Origin of the sequence: Burkholderia sp. MSHR3999 (assembly GCF_000833595.1) — a bacterium.
In the GTDB taxonomy this organism is placed as follows: domain Bacteria; phylum Pseudomonadota; class Gammaproteobacteria; order Burkholderiales; family Burkholderiaceae; genus Burkholderia; species Burkholderia ubonensis.
The window spans coordinates 733,217-748,514 of record NZ_JRFO01000006.1; the positions used below are offsets into that span (position 1 = coordinate 733,217).

At 69.4% G+C, this 15,298-nt stretch carries 13 protein-coding genes; 3 read left to right on the forward strand and 10 right to left on the reverse strand.

Features of this window, described 5'->3' with window-relative positions; translation table 11 throughout:
- Window positions 1–339: a P-II family nitrogen regulator gene (locus KY49_RS20635; RefSeq protein WP_006398175.1), complete on the reverse strand. Its 339-nt coding sequence runs from the start codon at window positions 337–339 to the stop codon at window positions 1–3.
- 353 nt (window positions 340–692) lie between these two features.
- On the opposite strand from KY49_RS20635, the gene KY49_RS20640 reads away from it, so the two are divergent.
- Window positions 693–944, forward strand: coding sequence for an accessory factor UbiK family protein (locus tag KY49_RS20640; RefSeq protein WP_006398174.1), 252 nt, complete (start codon window positions 693–695; stop codon window positions 942–944).
- A gap of 217 nt (window positions 945–1,161) precedes the next feature.
- Window positions 1,162–2,718 (forward strand): YifB family Mg chelatase-like AAA ATPase, encoded by a 1,557-nt coding sequence (locus tag KY49_RS20645; protein ID WP_042586396.1) that lies wholly within the window; start codon window positions 1,162–1,164, stop codon window positions 2,716–2,718.
- Between the two features lie 323 nt (window positions 2,719–3,041).
- Here KY49_RS20645 and KY49_RS20650 read toward each other — a convergent pair whose 3' ends face one another.
- Window positions 3,042–3,623 carry a hypothetical protein gene (locus KY49_RS20650; RefSeq protein ID WP_042586397.1) on the reverse strand — a complete coding sequence of 194 codons (582 nt, stop codon included), beginning with the start codon at window positions 3,621–3,623 and terminating at the stop codon, window positions 3,042–3,044.
- Window positions 3,624–3,795: 172 nt separating this feature from the next.
- On the opposite strand from KY49_RS20650, the gene KY49_RS20655 reads away from it, so the two are divergent.
- Entirely contained in the window at window positions 3,796–4,332 is a 537-nt protein-coding gene (locus tag KY49_RS20655; protein ID WP_042586398.1) for a TlpA disulfide reductase family protein, read from the forward strand.
- A gap of 138 nt (window positions 4,333–4,470) precedes the next feature.
- On the opposite strand, the gene KY49_RS20660 is transcribed toward KY49_RS20655, so the two are convergent.
- The 8 genes from KY49_RS20660 to KY49_RS20695 all read right to left on the reverse strand — a co-directional run bounded on the left by KY49_RS20660 (window position 4,471) and on the right by KY49_RS20695 (window position 15,269).
- Complete coding sequence (locus KY49_RS20660; protein WP_042586399.1) at window positions 4,471–5,826, reverse strand: sigma-54-dependent transcriptional regulator; 1,356 nt, start codon at window positions 5,824–5,826, stop codon at window positions 4,471–4,473.
- 77 nt (window positions 5,827–5,903) lie between these two features.
- A complete protein-coding gene (locus tag KY49_RS20665; protein WP_042586400.1) occupies window positions 5,904–7,922 on the reverse strand; it encodes a sensor histidine kinase in 2,019 nt (672 codons plus the stop codon).
- Between the two features lie 4 nt (window positions 7,923–7,926).
- Window positions 7,927–9,216, reverse strand: a complete 1,290-nt coding sequence (locus tag KY49_RS20670) for a dicarboxylate/amino acid:cation symporter (RefSeq protein WP_042586401.1) — start codon at window positions 9,214–9,216, stop codon at window positions 7,927–7,929.
- Between the two features lie 356 nt (window positions 9,217–9,572).
- Window positions 9,573–11,258 carry a cation acetate symporter gene (locus KY49_RS20675; RefSeq protein WP_042586885.1) on the reverse strand — a complete coding sequence of 562 codons (1,686 nt, stop codon included), beginning with the start codon at window positions 11,256–11,258 and terminating at the stop codon, window positions 9,573–9,575.
- Window positions 11,259–11,269: 11 nt separating this feature from the next.
- Window positions 11,270–11,575 (reverse strand): DUF485 domain-containing protein, encoded by a 306-nt coding sequence (locus KY49_RS20680; RefSeq protein WP_010090568.1) that lies wholly within the window; start codon window positions 11,573–11,575, stop codon window positions 11,270–11,272.
- Between the two features lie 90 nt (window positions 11,576–11,665).
- Window positions 11,666–12,874 (reverse strand): CaiB/BaiF CoA transferase family protein, encoded by a 1,209-nt coding sequence (locus KY49_RS20685; RefSeq protein WP_042586886.1) that lies wholly within the window; start codon window positions 12,872–12,874, stop codon window positions 11,666–11,668.
- Between the two features lie 22 nt (window positions 12,875–12,896).
- The gene (locus tag KY49_RS20690; protein ID WP_042586402.1) at window positions 12,897–14,051 is read right to left on the reverse strand and encodes an acyl-CoA dehydrogenase family protein; all 1,155 of its coding nucleotides are present in this window, start codon (window positions 14,049–14,051) and stop codon (window positions 12,897–12,899) included.
- 9 nt (window positions 14,052–14,060) lie between these two features.
- Window positions 14,061–15,269 (reverse strand): acyl-CoA dehydrogenase family protein, encoded by a 1,209-nt coding sequence (locus KY49_RS20695; protein ID WP_042586403.1) that lies wholly within the window; start codon window positions 15,267–15,269, stop codon window positions 14,061–14,063.
- Between the last annotated feature and the right edge of the window lie 29 nt (window positions 15,270–15,298).

The following is a 15,298-nucleotide window of genomic DNA, read 5'->3' on the forward strand; positions in this document are numbered from 1 at the left end:
TTACAGCGCGTCCGCGCCCGTCTCCCCGGTGCGGATCCGGATCACCTGCTCGATCGGCGTGACGAAGATCTTGCCGTCGCCGATCTTGCCGGTGCGTGCGGCCCGCTCGATCGCTTCCACCGCCTGGTCGACGAGATCGTCGGACACGGCCGCCTCGATCTTCATCTTCGGCAGGAAATCGACCACGTATTCGGCGCCCCGGTACAGTTCGGTGTGCCCTTTCTGGCGGCCGAACCCTTTCACCTCCGTCACCGTGATGCCGGAGACGCCGAGGGCGGAGAGCGCCTCGCGGGTCTCATCGAGCTTGAACGGCTTGATGATTGCGGTAATGAGTTTCATGAAGTCCTCTCGCTGGGTTGTCCCGTCGAATTGGTTGGATGTTGTGCCGGACTCTCTCCAGCAACTCGCATGCCATGTGCGTCCGGGTGACGCATTGCGCCGCGCGGCGACGGCCGTTTCCCGCGCGAAAAGACGTCGAAGCCCGGCCGAACGGCCAACGCGGGCCGGGTTTGCTGGCGCCGGGCGACGATCGTTGCTAGAGTGCACGCACGTCCCGGGATGCAGGGACTTTCACCCATGCGGGCGCCGTGCCCGGAAATCGCGCGCGACGCGCACCATTTCCGGTCATGCGTGCTTCACGGGCACGTATGCAACTGAAGATGCACATTTTTTGTGCAATGAAGGGGAATCACATGAAACAACCCAGCGACGTTTTCAACGATCTGCAGTCGCGCGTCAGCGACCTGCTGAAAAACTCGCCGGCCAAGGATGTCGAGCGCAACGTGAAGGCCATGCTGTCGCAAGGCTTCTCGAAGCTCGATCTCGTCACCCGCGAGGAGTTCGACACGCAGGCGCAGGTGCTCGCCCGCACCCGCGTGCGTCTCGAGGAACTGGAAAAGCGCGTCGCGGAACTCGAGCAGAAGCTCGCCGCTTCTCAGGCGTAATTTCGCAGGCGTAATTTTGCAGGCCCGATTTCGCGGGCCTGACCAAAGGGCATGACGAGCAGGCCGCGTGCCGCGGCCCGCTCGTCAGCCTCGCCCTGACATGTAGTACTCACGTCGTTCTTTGTTCCGCGCCACGCCGGCAAGCGCGCACCGATCCCTCCCTTTCCCGCGGCAGGCGGCCCGACCGGCTGCCCGACCGCTCAACAGGAGTCTCGCCATGTCGCTTGCCGTGGTGCGCAGCCGCGCCCCGGCGGCCGGCCGCGCGCCGGACGTCACCGTCGAAGTCCATCTCGCCAACGGCCTGCCGTCGTTCTCGATCGTCGGCCTGCCCGATCTCGAAGTCCGCGAAAGCCGCGAGCGCGTGCGCGCCGCGCTGCAGAACTGCGGATTCGAATTTCCGGTCCGCCGCATCACCGTCAATCTCGCGCCCGCCGACCTGCCGAAGGAATCGGGCCGCTTCGACCTGCCGATCGCGCTCGGCATCCTCGCCGCGAACGGCCAGATTCCGGCCGACGCGCTGGTCGGCCGCGAATTCGCCGGCGAACTGTCGCTGACCGGCGCGCTGCGGCCGATGCGCGGCGCGTTCGCGATGGCGTGCGGCGTCGCGCGCGACCGGCATGTCGAAGGCGGCGCGTTGGCCGAGCCGTCCCGCGACCCGGAGCTTTACCTGCCGCTCGACAGCGCCGCCGAAGCCGCGCTCGTGCCGGGCGTGACCGTATTCGGCGCGCCCGACCTCCCCGCGCTGTGCGCGCACCTGGCCGATGCGCCCGACGGACGGCTCGCGCCTGTCTGCGCGCCGCAACTCGACGCCCGGCCGGCGTCGGCCGCGCCCGATCTCGCCGACGTGATCGGCCAGCGCGGCGCGCGGCGGGCGCTCGAAGTCGCCGCCGCGGGCGGGCATCACATGCTGATGGTCGGGCCGCCCGGTGCGGGCAAGTCGATGCTGGCCGCCCGGCTGCCGGGGCTGCTGCCGCCGCTGACCGACGACGAGGCGCTCATGTCGGCCGCGCTGCTGTCGGCGAGCCGCGTCGGCTTCTCGCCCGCGCAATGGCGGCAGCGGCCATTTCGCACGCCGCATCATTCGTCGAGCGCCGCGGCGCTCGTCGGCGGCCGCAATCCGCCGCAACCGGGCGAGATCACGCTCGCACACCTCGGCGTGCTGTTCCTCGACGAGCTGCCGGAGTTCGACCGGCATGTGCTGGAAATGCTGCGCGAGCCGCTCGAAGCGGGCCGCATCACGATTTCCCGCGTCGCGATGCAGGCGGATTTCCCCGCCGCGTGCCAGTTGATCGCCGCGATGAACCCATGCCCGTGCGGCTGGCACGGCGACCCGTCCGGCCGCTGCCGCTGCTCGCCGGACATCGCCGCGCGCTACCTGCGCAAGCTGTCCGGGCCGCTGCTCGACCGCATCGACATCCAGATCGACCTGCCCGCGCTCACGCCGGCCGAGCTTTCCGCGCGGGCGTCGGCCCCCGGCGAGCCGAGCGCCGCGGTTGCCGCGCGGGTCTCGCAGGCGCGCGCGCTGCAGCTCGGCCGACAGGGCAAGACCAATCACATGCTGACCGGCCGCGAGACCGACGACCTGTGCCGGCCGACCGACGAAGGCGAGCGCCTGCTGCGCGAGGCCGGCGAGCGGTTCGGCTGGTCTGCGCGGGCGTATTACCGGGTGCTGAAGGTCGCGCGGACGATCGCCGATCTCGCCGGCGACCCGCTGCCGACCGCCGCGCAGATCGCCGAGGCGATCCGCTACCGGCGCGCGCTGACCTCGCTCTGAGGACAAAATTTGGCTGTCAAGACTTGACTTATGCACAATTCCACGCATCCGGGCCCGGATTGCGTCGTGACGGGCAATACTTGATGCGCGGTTCGCATGCCATTGTTTTGATTGACTTTTCTTGAACGGCAAGCCGCTGCTCAAGCAGGCCGGAAGCCCGCCCGGCGCGGGCGGGCGGCAGATTCGGCCAACTTTTCAACAAAGTTATCCACATGCGCTGTGGATAGCCGAAAAAGCCCAGCAAAATCCGGCGATTAGCGGCGAATGCTGCGAAGGAACTTTCAGTCGGCGAAGACGCTCTGAGGCGCCCTCGCCCGCCGTGTTCAGTCGAGCTTCAACGAGCCGAAGAACTGGTCGAGCTGTTCCGGCGCAAGCGGCGCGTCGGCGATCACGACCGCCTGGTACGCATGCTTGCCGCGCGCGACGAGCCGCGCCACGATCGTCTTGCGGGCGCGCTCCTGCCCGGCCGCCGTGCCGGCGACGCGCAGCTCGAGCCCGTTCACCGCGCCGCCCGCCGCGAGCGGCACCGGCACCGTGGCCGTCTGCGGCGCGCCGTCGAGGTTGCGGGACAGGCCCGCGCGCAGGTAGTCGAGCACCGCGCGCCGGGTGTCGTCGCGGTCGTCGGGCAGCATCACCGTGCCGACCGCGAACACCGCGCCGCCGACGTGCGCGGCCTGCATCCGCATCTTCATCGGCGTGCCGCCGATCGCGACCGCGTGTTCCTCGACGGTCGGCTTCGCGGGCAGGTCGACCGTGTAGCCGGCGTCGCTGTGCAGCGTGCGCCAGTCGAACGACGGCGAGCACGCGGCCAGCGCGGCGCTCGCGCAGACGACCGCGGCGAACTGCCGCAGCGGACGGAAACGACGAAAAAGGGGACGCAGCGAATCGGCAAGTTCCTTCGGCATGACGCGGATCGAAGCAGGCAAAGCGTGCATTATGCGTCGAACGGCCATCCGCGGATGCGCGGCGGCCTCCGGTGCGCGCACCGCATTCGCGCTAAAATAATCGCCGAATTTCGACCGCCCGAATTTCGACCGCAATTTCCCGCGCCGTCGACCGACTCCGAGAGCCCCGCAGATGAACTCCACGCCTCCCACCCAGGGCCGCCGCGCCAGCCCGATGCGCTACGTCGCGGCCGTCGCCGTCGTGGCCGCGATCGCCGTGGCCGGCTTTTTCGCGTTCAACGGCAAGTCCAGCGCGCCGGACGCCACCTTCACGCTGCTGTCGGGCCAGAAGATCTCGACCGCGTCCGACCTGAAGGGCAAGGTCTACCTCGTCAACTTCTGGGCGACGAGCTGCGCGACCTGCATGCAGGAAATGCCGCAGATGGTCGAGACCTACAACCGCTTCAAGGGACAGGGCCTGGAATTTGTCGCGGTCGCGATGAACTACGATCCGCCGATGTACGTCGCGAACTACGCGCAGACGCGCCAGCTGCCGTTCAAGGTCGCGCTCGACGACGGCAGCGCCGCGAAGCAGTTCGGCAACGTGCAGCTGACGCCGACGACCTTCGTCGTCGACAAGGACGGCAAGATCCTGAAGCGCTATGTCGGCGCGCCGCAGTTCGCGGAGCTCGACGCGCTGCTCAAGAAGGCGCTCGGCAACGCCGCCTGAGCACCCGCCCACCCGCCCACCCGCCCGATACCGGCCGACAGGCGCGCAATGCGCGCGTCGCCGCAAGCAGGGCCCCGACACGGACCGCATGACCGGACAGCACCGGTTCCGCGGTCCGTTTTCGTCTCAGCGGTCCTTTCAGCGGTCCGTATCGCCTTTCGCCGACAGCCCGTAGCGCTTCATCTTCTCGTAGAGCGTCGCCTTGCCGACGTGCAGCCGGTCGGCGGTCGCCGCGACCGCGCCGCCCGTCTGGTTCAGCGCCTCGGCGATCACCGCGCGCTCGAACTCCTCGATCCGCTCCTTCAGCGTCTGCCCGTTCGCGTCGTCGTCGCCCGCCGCGCCCGCGTCCTGCGTCATGTCGGCGACGCCGAGCACGAACCGGTCGGCCGCGTTGCGCAGCTCGCGCACGTTGCCCGGCCAGTCGCGCTGCATCAGGCTCGCGCGCTGCCGGTCGGTGAGCACCGGCGCCGGGCGGTCGTAGCGCACGGCCGCATCGAGCATGAAGTGCTCGAACAGCGGCACGATGTCCTCGCGGCGCTCGGCGAGCGGCGGCAGCGCGATCGTCACGACGTTGAGGCGGTACAGCAGGTCGCGCCGGAACGTGCCGGCCGCGACCAGCTCGCTCATGTCGCCCTTCGCGGCCGCGACGACCCGGCAGTTCACGCGGATCGGCTGGTTCGAGCCGAGCCGCTCGAGCACGCCGTCCTGCAGCACGCGCAGCAGCTTCACCTGCAGCGCGAGCGGCATGCTTTCGATCTCGTCGAGGAACAGCGTGCCGCCGGACGCGTATTCGAGCTTGCCGACCCGGCGCTTCGCCGCGCCCGTGAACGCGCCGGGCTCGTAGCCGAACATCTCCGATTCGAACATCGGCTCGGGCAGCGCGCCGCAGTTCACCGCGATGAACGGCTTGTCGCGGCGCGGCGACAGCTCGTGCAGGCTGCGCGCGATCAGCTCCTTGCCGGCGCCGGTGTCGCCGTTGATGAGGACCGACGCATCGGTCGGCGCGACGTTCGCGATCAGCTTGCGCACCTGCTCGATCGCCGGGCTGCGGCCGATGATGCGCGGCGCGACGACGTTCTGCTCGGCCAGCTCGCGGCGCAGCGCGTGGTTCTCGAGCACCAGCTCGCGCCGCTCCAGCGCGCGCCGCACGGTCTCGATCAGCCGCTCCGCGGCGAACGGCTTCTCGATGAAGTCGTACGCGCCGTCGCGCATCGCCTGCACCGCCATCGAGATGTCGCCGTGGCCGGTGACGAGGATCACCGGCACGTCGGGCACGCGCTCGCGGCATTGCGCGAGCAGGTCGAGCCCGCTCGCGCCGGGCAGGCGGATGTCGCTGACGATCACGCCGGCGGCGTCGGCGACGATCGCCTTCTCGGCGGCCTCGGCCGACTCGAAGCCGGTCACGTCGAAGCCCGCCAGCTGGAGGCTCTGCACGCTCGCGCGGCGCACGAGCGCGTCGTCTTCGATATAGATCACTTGCAGCCGGTTGGCCATCGTACTCACTTGCTCCTGATGGGCGGGCGCGGGTCGCTTCACGCCGATTGCCGGTCGATTCGGCGCGCGGAGGGCGGCTAGCGCGCGCCCGTCCGCTCGGACACGGAGTCCGGATGATGCGTGCGGGCGCGCCGCAACGTCAAGACGAACAGCGCGCCGCCGCCCGGCGCGTTGCGGGCAGTCAGCGAGCCGCCCGCGTCGCTCGCGATCGACGACGAGATCGCAAGCCCGAGGCCGAGCCCGCGCCCCATTTCCTTCGTCGTGAAGAACGGCTCGAACAGACGCGGCAGCAGGTCGGGGGCAATGCCCGGGCCGTTGTCGCGCACCTGGATCGCGAGCGTCGCGGCCGACGCCTCGATCGTCACGTCGATCCGTGGAGCGGCCGTCCGAGGGGCGCCTCCCGCCGCGACTGCGTCGAGCGCGTTGCCGAGCAGGTTGATCAGCACCTGTTCGAGGCGCAGGTCCTCGCAGCGCGCGACGAGCTCCGGATGGTCGTTCGCGAGATCGAGCGGCGCTTCCCGCACGGGCGACACCGCGTCATCCCGCAGCGTCAGCACCAGCTCGACGCCGCGCAGCCGTTCGCCGAGCAGCGCGAGCACGCTGCGCAGCGCGCGCACGACGAGCGCCTGCTCGTTGCGCGGCCGCGCACGGCCGACGAACAGCTTGAGCTGGTTGGTGATCTTGCCCATCCGCTCGGTGAGCGCGGCGATCGCCTCGAGGTTCTCGCGCGCGGCCGCCTGCTCGCCGCGGTCGAGCAGCACGCGCGTGTTGTCGGAAAAGCTGCGCAGCGCGGCGAGCGGCTGGTTCAGTTCGTGCGTGATGCCCGCCGCCATCTGGCCGAGCGCGGCGAGCTTGCTCGCCTGGATCAGCTCGTCGTGCGCGGCGCGCAGGTCCTGCTCGGCGCGAATCCGCTCGCCGACCTCCTTCTGCAGCTGCGCGTTCGCTTCCGACAGGTCGGCCGTGCGTTCCTCGACGCGCCGGTTCAGCTCCGCATACGCCTGCTGCAGCAGCGCGCGGCCGCGGATCATCTCGCGCACGCGCGCGCGGCGCATCCGCCAGTAGAACGCGAGCAGCGCAATCGACACGAAGCCGAAGCCGGTGACGATCGTCGCGTTGCGCGCGTCGGCATCGACCGGCGCGATCGGCGCGAGCGTGACGAGCAGCCAGTCCGGCTCGCCGATGCGGCGCTGCGTCGCGAGATAGCGCGGCGCGCGGCGGCCCGGCCCGAGCCGCACGATCTGCGCATCGCGATCGAGCACCTGCTCGACCCTGAGCGGCAGCGGCGTGACCGGCTGCTGCGCGTACTGGCGGGTCTCGAAGATCGACGTGGCGACGGGCCCCGCCAGCGGCTTGAGCGTGTGATATTTCCACGCGGGCACCGACGACAGGAACACGACGCCGTGATCGTCGGCGACGACGAGCGGCTCGGACGCGTCGGCGCCCTGGAACCATTCGAGGTTGAGCTTCACGACGACGACGCCGACGATCCGGCCGTCGCGCCACACCGGCTGCGAGATGTAGTAGCCGGGGTCGCGCGAGATCGTGCCGATGCCGAAGAAGCGGCCGACCCGGCCGTTCATCGCATCGATAAAGTACGGGCGAAAACGGTATTCGATCCCGATGAAGCTGTCGGGCGCGCGCCAGTTGCTCGCGGCGACGCACAGGCCGTCCGCGCCGACGAGATAGGTGACGGTCGCGCGCGCGTGCTGGTTGAGGTCTTCGAGGTAGCGGTTCGCGCGCGCGGCGTAGTCGGCGCGCTTCGGCTCGGCGAGCAGCTCCTGCACGTACGGGTGGCTGCCGAGCAGGTACGGCAGCGATTCGTAGCGGTCGAGGGTGCTCTTCAGCGCGTTGGTCGTGCGGTCGACGCGCACCGCGGCATTGCGCTGCAGTTCGCCGACCCCGCGCTGCCAGGTCACGGTCCACGTCAGCGCGCACGCCGCGGCGAGCACGGCGGCGAGCGCGACGAGGACGAGCAGGCGGCGCTTCACGGTGACGGCTTCCTGGCGATGCGGTTCGTCTATTGTGTCATAGCCGTTCCGATCCGCCCTGCCGCCGCGCGGCGCGCCGCCCGCGGGCAGCGCCGCCTGCTCCTTCATCGCGTCAGACGCCGGCCGTCTCGGTGGCGGCGACTTCGCCGCCGCCCGTCATCGCCTGGCGCAGCTTGTTGCGGTCGAGCTCCTTCTCCCACGCGGACACGACGACCGTCGCGACGCCGTTGCCGATGATGTTGGTCAGCGCGCGGCATTCGCTCATGAAGCGGTCGATGCCGAGGATCAGCACCATGCCCGACAGCGGAATGGTCGGCACGACGGCGAGCGTCGCGGCCAGCGTGATGAAGCCCGCGCCGGTGACGCCGCTCGCGCCCTTCGACGTCAGCATCGCGACCGCGAGCAGCGTGAGCTGCTGCATCCACGTGAGCTCGATGTTGGTCGCCTGCGCGATGAACAGCACGGCCATCGTCATGTAGATGTTGGTGCCGTCGAGGTTGAACGAGTAGCCGGTCGGCACGACGAGGCCGACGACCGAGCGCGAGCAGCCGGCCTTCTCGAGCTTTTCCATCAACTGCGGCAGCGCGGCTTCCGACGAGCTCGTGCCGAGCACGATCAGCAGCTCTTCCTTGATGTAGCCGACGAAGCGGATGATCGAGAAGCCGGTGATGCGCGCGATCGTGCCGAGCACGACGAGCACGAACACGACCGACGTCAGGTAGAACGTGCCGATCAGCTTGAGCAGCGGCACCAGCGAGCCGACGCCGTACTTGCCGATCGTGAACGCCATCGCGCCGAACGCGCCGATCGGCGCGAGCTTCGTGACGATGTGCACGATGCCGAACAGCACGCGCGTGATCCCGTCGATGAAGTCGGTGACGACGCGGCCGCGCTCGCCGAGGTGCGCGAGCACGCTGCCGAACAGCAGCGCGACCAGCAGGATCTGCAGGATCTCGCCCTGCGCGAACGCGTCGACCATCGTGTTCGGGATGATGTGCATCAGGAAGTCGACCGTCGACTGCCCGTGCGCCTTCGCCGCGTACGACGCGACTTCCTTGCCGTTCAGCGTGGCCGGATCGATGTTGAAGCCGACGCCCGGGCGCAGGATGTGCGTCGCCGCGAGGCCGAGCACCAGCGCGAAGGTCGACACGACCTCGAAGTACAGCAGCGCCTTGCCGCCGACGCGCCCGACCTTCTTCATGTCCTCCATGCCGGCGATGCCGGTCACGACCGTACAGAAGATGATCGGCCCGATCACCATCTTGATCAGCTTGATGAAGCCGTCGCCGAGCGGTTTCATCTCGGTGGCGAGCGACGGGTAGTAATGGCCGAGGATCACGCCGACGACGATGGCGAAAATCACCTGCACATAGAGCACTTTGTAGAACGGTTTCTTCTTCACGATGATTCCTGATGAAGGGTAGATGAGCCGGGAAGCGGCGTCACGCGCGCGGGCGAAGGCCAGGGGAAGTCCGTCGCCCGCGCGGCTGCCGTGCCGCAACAAGCGATGCCTCAGGACATCCGGAGGGGGAGGAGGAAGGCGTCGGTCATCGGTTGTCTCCTTGCTTGCTGTAGTAGTTCGGCCGAGGGCGGCCGTGCCTTTTATATTGCAAGGTCGATGCCAGCCGCGCGAAAGCACTCAAGCCGTTGTTTTCGTTGAACTTCCCACAATGCGGCAGGCAAGTAAATCCGGGTTTCCGGAAATCCGGAATGAATCCGTCCGGCGATCCGGACGGATTCATTGTTTCATCAGATGAATCAATGCCGCACGGCCTGCCCGGCCAGCACGCCCGTCTGCGCGTAGAACTCCTGCCGCGCGAACGCGTCGCGCTCGCGGCGCGCGCGCTCGCCGCGGTCGGCCAGCGAGCCGACGACGATGCCGACGAACGCGAGCGGCACCGACACGAGCGCGGGATTGTCGAGGAACACCGGCGCGTGCGCATGGTGCAGCACGTCGACCCACACCGATTTCGACAGCAGCGTGAGCACGACCGCCGACGCGAGCCCGAGGCTGCCGCCGACCACCGCGCCTCGGGTCGTCATCCCGCGCCAAAAGATCGACATCGCGAGCACCGGGAAATTCGCGCTCGCCGCGACCGCCGCGACGAGGCCGACCATGAACGCGACGTTGACGTGCTCGAACAGGATCGACAGCCCGATCGCGACGGCGGAGAGCGCGATCGTCGCCGCGCGCGAGATGCGCATCTCCAGGCGCTCGTCGGGCTTGCCGCGCGCCCACATCTGCGCGTACAGGTCGTGCGAGATCGTCGTTGCACCGGCGAGCGTGAGGCCCGCGACCACCGCGAGGATCGTCGCGAACGTGACCGCCGCGATGAAGCCGTAGAACCAGTTGCCGCCGACGGCCTGCGCGAGCTTCACCGCGACCATGTTCGAGCCGCCGAGCAGGTCGTGCGTCAGGTTGAACGTGCCGTTCGCGCCGAGCCGGAAGAACTCCGGATGCTGCGCCAGCAGCACGATCGCCGAGAAGCCGATCACGAACGTCAGCAGGTAGAAGTAGCCGATGAAGCCGGTCGCATAGAGCACCGACTTGCGCGCCTCCTTCGCGTTCGGCACCGTGAAGAAGCGCATCAGGATGTGCGGGAAGCCGGCGGTGCCGAACATCAGCGCGATGCCGAGCGACAGCGCATTGGCCGGATCGCGGATCAGTTTGCCCGGCCCCATGATGCCGAGCGCGCCCGGATGCACGGCCACCGCGCGGCGGAACATCGCGTCGACGCTGAAGCCGAATTCGCCGAGCGCGAGCAACGCGAGCAGCGTCGCGCCGCACAGCAGCAGCACGGCCTTGATCACCTGGACCCAGGTGGTCGCGGTCATCCCGCCGAAGAACACGTAGACCACCATCAGCACGCCGACGATCAGCTCGGCCGTGCCGTACGACAGCCCGAACAGCAGCTGGATCAGCTTGCCCGCGCCGACCATCTGCACGACGAGGTACAGCACGACGATCGTCAGCGCGTTCGCGGACGTCAAGAGCCGGATCGGCCGCTGCGCGAAGCGGTACGCGACGACGTCGACGAACGTGAACTTGCCGAGGTTGCGCAGCGGCTCGGCGATCAGGAACATCACGAACGGCCAGCCGACGAGGAAGCCGATCGAGTAGATGAGCCCGTCGAAGCCGAACATGAACACCATCCCGGAAAGACCAAGGAACGACGCGGCCGACATGTAGTCGCCGGCGATCGCGAGGCCGTTCTGCAGGCCCGTGATGCCGCCGCCGGCCGTGTAGAAGTCGCGCGCCGAGCGCGTGCGGCGCGCGGCCCAGCGCGTGAGCGCGAGCGTCGCGAACACGAACGCGAAGAACATGCCGATCGCGGCGGGGTTCAGCTCGACCTTGTCGGGCATCGGCCCGGCGACGGACACCGCGTGCGCGGCAGCGGGAACGAAAGCGGCAAGCGCGCCAAGCGCGAACGAGGAACGACGCATCATGGCCTCCGTCACGAACGCTGGAGAATCGCGGCGACCGCGCGGTCGAACGAGCGGTTCGCGCGCAGCACGTAGCACGCGGTCAGGCCGATCGCGACCAGGATGATCGCGACGCCGGCCGCAATGCCGACGGTCGTCGTCGCGCCCCGGTAGAGCGGCGTCGCGAGCACGCGCGGCGCGAGCGCGACGAGCAGGATGAAGCCGTAGTACGTCGCGATCATCAGCGCCGTCAGCACGAAACTGAAGCGGCGCCGCGCGCGCACGAGCTGCTGGTAGTCACGGCGCGCCGTGACCTGTTCGATGACGGATGTCTCCATGGTGTCTCCTGCTCGCTCGTCTGGCGAGGTTGTCGTGTAATCGGTCGGCGCGCGATGCAGCCCGCCCGCGCCGCGGCGGCACAAATCGATTCAGACCACGCGCTGCGCGCGCAGCTTCGCGACGTCGTCCGTCGACAGCCCGAGCCAGCCGCCGAGCACGTCGTCCGTATCGGCGCCGAGCACGGGCGGCGCGCCGCGCACCGGCAGCCGCGCGCCGTCGAAGCGGTACGGCGGCGCGAGCACGTCGACGCCGCCCGCGACCGGATGCGGCTGCCGCGTGACGAGCCCGGCGCCCCGCGCGCGTTCGGACGTCAGCGCCTCGTGCAGGCCGAGCACCTCGCCGCACGGGATGCCCGCCTCGGCGAGCGCCGCGAGCAGCGTCGCGCGCGGCCGGCGCGCGAGCTCGCGGCGGATCTCCGGCAGCAGCGCGGCGCGGTGCTCCGAGCGGCCGAGGTTGGTCTGGTAGCGCGCATCCGCGGCGAGATCGGGCCGCTCGATCGCGGCGCAAAAGCGCGCGAACTGCGCGTTGTTGCCGACCGTGATCACGAGCGGGCCGTCGGCCGCGTCGAACACGCCGTACGGCACGATCGACGGATGCGCGTTGCCGTAGCGCGGCGGATCCGCTTCCATCAGCAGCGCGTCGAGCCCGTAGTACGCGGTGATCATCAGCCCGCAGTCGAACAGCGCCATCTCGATGCGCCGCCCGCGCCCTGTCGCGTGCCGTTCGTAGAGCGCGGCGAGGATCGCCTGCGCCGAATACATCCCCGTGAACAGGTCGACCGCCGCGACGCCGAACTTCAGCGGCGGCTGGTTTGCCTCGCCGTTCAGCGCCATCAGCCCCGCCTCGCCCTGCACGACGAGGTCGTAGCCGGGGCGGCCCGCTTCCGGGCCCGAGCGGTCGTAGCCGGAAATCGCGCAGTGCACGAGGCGCGGGTTCAGCCCGGCCAGCGCGTCGTAGCCGAGGCCGAGCTTCTCCGCGCCGCCGAGCTTGAAGTTGTGGATCAGCACGTCGGCCTGCGCGGCGAGTTCGCGCGCGACGCGCCGCCCTTCGTCCGCCTGCAGGTCCAGGCAGATCGAGCGCTTGCTGCGGTTCACGCTGTTGAAGTAGGTCGTCTCGGTGCGGCCGATCCGCAAGCCCCAGTCGCGCGTGTCGTCGCCGCGCGCCGGATGCTCGACCTTGATCACTTCCGCGCCGAAATCGGCGAGCACCATCGCGCACCACGGGCCGGCCAGCACGCGCGAGAAATCGAGCACCTTGACGCCGGCGAGCGGCAACGCGCGTGGCGTGTCGTGGTCCATCGTCGTCTCCTCCATCGTCGGCTTATTGTTTAAACACCGGTTTCGACAGCGCGATGTAGCGCGCGAGATGGTGATCCTCGTCGCCGAGCTGGTGATCGATCATCACGAGGCGCTTCGCGTAGTGCGACAGCGGCAGCTCCCACGTCATGCCGATCCCGCCGTGCAGCTGGATGCTCTCCTCCGCGACCAGCGTGCCGATCCGGCCGACGCTGACCTTGGCCGCGGCGAGCGCGCGTTCGCGCACGGCGCGCGGCGCGTCGAGCTGCGCGGCCGCGTTGATCACCGCCGAGCGCGCCTGCTCGACTTCGAGCAGCAGGTCGGCCATCCGGTGCTGCAGCGCCTGGAAGCTGCCGATCGGCAGCCCGAACTGCTTGCGCGTGCGCAGGTAGTCCAGCGTGTGCTCCTTCGCGACGTCCATCGCGCCGAGCGCTTCGGCCGACAGCGCGAGCAGCCCGTAGCCGAGCACGCGTTCGAGCAGCGCCGCGCCCGCTCCGGAATCCGCTTGCGGATCGCCGAGCGCGGCGTCGGCCGGCAGCGCGACGCGGCCGAAGCGCACTTCCGCCGCGCGGCCGCCGTCGATCTTCCGGTAATCGCGCAGCGACACGCCCGGCGCATCGGCCGGCACGACGAACAGGCCGATGCCGTCTTCATCGTCGTCGTGGCCGGCCGTGCGCGCGCTGACGACGAAGAACGCCGCCTGCGCGGCCTGGTCGACGACGCCCTTCGCGCCCGTCAGCACCCAGCCGTCGCCGTGCCGTTCCGCCCGCGTGCGCACGGTGGTCAGCTCGTAGTGCGAGCCCGGCTCGTCGTGCGCGAACGCGGCGCTCGCGCGGCCGTCGATCAGCGCGGCGAGCTTCGCGCGATGCGCGTCGCCGCCAGCCAGCGCGAGCGCGCGGCCCGCGAGCAGCGCACCGAGGAACGGCTCGACGACGAGCCCGCGCCCGAGGCATTCGAATACGACCGCGATGTCGAAGCCCGCGCCGCCGAAACCGCCGTCGGCTTCGGGAAACAGCGCGCCGATCGCGCCGAGCTCGGCGAAGCGTTCCCACATCGTCCGGTCGAAGCCTGCCGCCGATTGCGCGATGCGGTCGCGCACCGGGAACGCGTACTGCTCGCCGATGAAGCGGTTCAGCGTGTCCGCCAGCATCCGGCGGTCTTCGGTATGTCGAAAGTCCATGAGCGTTCCTTACAAGCCGAGCATCATCTTCGCGATGATGTTCTTCTGGATCTCGTTCGAGCCGCCGAAGATCGACAGCTTGCGGTTGTTGAAGTACTGCAGCGCGGCGCTCGCGGCCTCTTCCGGCCCGACCGGCTCGCCGTCGTAACCGGCGTCGAGTGCTTCGTCGACGAACGGCTGCGCGTACGGCCCCATCGCGCGCCGCATCAGCGCGGTGATCTCCTGGCGGATCTGCGTGCCGCGGATCTTCAGCATCGAGCTTTCCGCGCCCGGCGCGCCGCCGCCCGCCACCGCGGCCAGCACGCGCAGGTTGGTCGTCTTCATGTTCTCGAGCTCGATCTCGACGCGCGCGACGCGCGCCGCGAAGAACGGATCGTCGGCGAGCGGCCGGCCGTTCTTGCGCACCTTCGCGGCGACCGCGCGCAGCCGGTCGAGCGCGGCAGTCGAAAAGCCGACGCCCGCGATGTTGGTGCGCTCGTAGGTCAGCAGGTACTTCGCATAGGTCCAGCCGCGGTTCTCCTCGCCGACGAGGTTCTCGGCCGGCACGCGCACGTCGGTGAAGAACACCTCGTTCACCTCGTGCTCGCCGTCGAGCGTGATGATCGGGCGCACCTCGACGCCGGGCGTGTTCATGTCGATCAGCAGGAAGCTGACGCCTTCCTGCTTGCGCACGTCGGTCGCGGTGCGCACGAGGCAGAAGATCATGTTCGCGTAGTGGCCGAGCGTGGTCCACGTCTTCTGGCCGTTCACGATGTAATGGTCGCCCTGCGCGTCGACGCCCCGCACCGCGCTCGTCTTCACCGCCGCGAGGTCCGAGCCCGCGCCCGGCTCCGAGTAGCCCTGGCACCACCAGTCGGACCCGTCGAGAATGCGCGGCAGCCAGTAGCGCTGCTGCGCGTCGCTGCCGTACTTGATCAGCACCGGGCCGAGCATGTTCACGCCGAACGGCACGATGCGCGGCGCGCCCGCGAGCGCGCACTCGTGGTCGAACAGGAACTTCTGCGCGACGCTCCAGCCGGGGCCGCCGTGCTCGCGCGGCCAGTGGCTCGCGAGCCAGCCGCGCGCGTGGAGGATCGCGTGCCATTCGCGCATGTCGTCGCGCGTCAGGTGCAGCCCGCCCTTCACCTTGCGCGAGATGCGCTCGGGCAGCCGTTCTTGCAGGAAGCGCTGCACGTCGGCGCGGAACGCTTCTTCTTCGGGAGTGAAATTGAGATCCATCGGGTATCCGTAATGAATTCGGGGCGGCG